The sequence below is a fragment of the Actinomadura sp. NPDC048021 genome (assembly GCF_040653135.1).
GTDB classification, from domain to species: domain Bacteria; phylum Actinomycetota; class Actinomycetes; order Streptosporangiales; family Streptosporangiaceae; genus Spirillospora; species Spirillospora verrucosospora.
Genome location: NZ_JBEZJQ010000059.1, coordinates 1 through 2,088 on the forward strand (window position 1 = coordinate 1; position 2,088 = coordinate 2,088).

Below are 2,088 nucleotides of genomic sequence, written 5' to 3' on the forward strand. Positions count from 1 at the left end.
ACCAGAGATGCTCGCGTCCACTGTGCAGTTCTCAAAAAACAACCGGGCCCACCAAAACCACACCACCATGCGGTGATGCGGTCCTGGTCCCGTAGTCCGAGGCCACCGGGCTCGCGCCCGTTCCCTCAGGACCCAACAGCGTGTCCACCAGTCCGACCACCCGAACTCGTTGTTCCCACTCCCCGAAGTCACCTCCGAGGCGGTACTAGCCGAGCCGCATGAACGGCCTGGTGAATAACCAGTGCTCCACATCTATGAGCAGCCACCTGACAGACATTCGCTGTCAACAGCGGCCACCGACCCAGATCCCTCTCACGAGGCGACCTCGGCCAGTTGGTGCTCCTTAGAAAGGAGGTGATCCAGCCGCACCTTCCGGTACGGCTACCTTGTTACGACTTCGTCCCAATCGCCGGCCCCACCTTCGACCGCTCCCCCCACACAAGGTGGTTGGGCCACGGGCTTCGGGTGTTGCCGACTTTCGTGACGTGACGGGCGGTGTGTACAAGGCCCGGGAACGTATTCACCGCAGCGTTGCTGATCTGCGATTACTAGCGACTCCGACTTCACGAAGTCGAGTTGCAGACTTCGATCCGAACTGAGACCGGCTTTAAGGGATTCGCTCCACCTCACGGTATCGCAGCCCTCTGTACCGGCCATTGTAGCATGTTTGCAGCCCAAGACATAAGGGGCATGATGACTTGACGTCATCCCCACCTTCCTCCGAGTTGACCCCGGCGGTCTCCCATGAGTCCCCACCCGAAGTGCTGGCAACATGGAACGAGGGTTGCGCTCGTTGCGGGACTTAACCCAACATCTCACGACACGAGCTGACGACAGCCATGCACCACCTGTCACCGGCCCAAAAGGACCCACCATCTCTGATGGTTTTCCGGCGATGTCAAGCCTTGGTAAGGTTCTTCGCGTTGCGTCGAATTAAGCAACATGCTCCGCCGCTTGTGCGGGCCCCCGTCAATTCCTTTGAGTTTTAGCCTTGCGGCCGTACTCCCCAGGCGGGGCGCTTAATGCGTTAGCTGCGGCGCGGAATCCGTGGAAGGACCCCACACCTAGCGCCCAACGTTTACGGCGTGGACTACCAGGGTATCTAATCCTGTTCGCTCCCCACGCTTTCGCTCCTCAGCGTCAGTACAGGCCCAGAGAACCGCCTTCGCCACCGGTGTTCCTCCCGATATCTGCGCATTTCACCGCTACACCGGGAATTCCGTTCTCCCCTACCTGCCTCTAGTCTGCCCGTATCCACCGCAGACCCACGGTTAAGCCGTGGGCTTTCACGACAGACGCGACAAACCGCCTACGAGCTCTTTACGCCCAATAATTCCGGACAACGCTTGCGCCCTACGTATTACCGCGGCTGCTGGCACGTAGTTAGCCGGCGCTTCTTCTGCAGGTACCGTCACGTTAGCTTCGTCCCTGCTGAAAGAGGTTTACAACCCGAAGGCCGTCATCCCTCACGCGGCGTCGCTGCGTCAGGCTTCCGCCCATTGCGCAATATTCCCCACTGCTGCCTCCCGTAGGAGTCTGGGCCGTGTCTCAGTCCCAGTGTGACCGGTCGCCCTCTCAGGCCGGTTACCCGTCGTCGCCTTGGTAGGCCATCACCCCACCAACAAGCTGATAGGCCGCGAGCCCATCCCCAACCGAAAAACTTTCCACCACACGATCATGCGACCAGTGGTCATATCCGGTATTAGACCCAGTTTCCCGGGCTTATCCCAGAGTCAGGGGCAGGTTGCTCACGTGTTACTCACCCGTTCGCCGCTCGAGTACCCCCGAAGGGGCCTTTCCGCTCGACTTGCATGTGTTAAGCACGCCGCCAGCGTTCGTCCTGAGCCAGGATCAAACTCTCCATCAAGGTCCAACGACCAGCCAGGGGGCGAACCCCGACCAGCCAAACCTCAGGAAACAATCCCAGCATCACCATCCCCCACGAAGAGGGACAGCATTGCCTCAAAGAAATCCCCACCACCCCACAAAGCGGGATGGCACGGGGCGACCCGGCCAAATAAAGACCGGGCCGATAAAGGCACTGGCTTTTAACACGCTGTTGAGTTCTCAAGAAACGGACACCCACCG

General features: G+C 59.8%; 1 rRNA gene. It reads right to left on the reverse strand.

Annotated elements, in window-relative coordinates:
- Nucleotides 1-347: 347 nt before the first annotated feature.
- Nucleotides 348-1,867, reverse strand: a 16S ribosomal RNA gene (locus AB0C87_RS42805).
- Between the last annotated feature and the right edge of the window lie 221 nt (nt 1,868-2,088).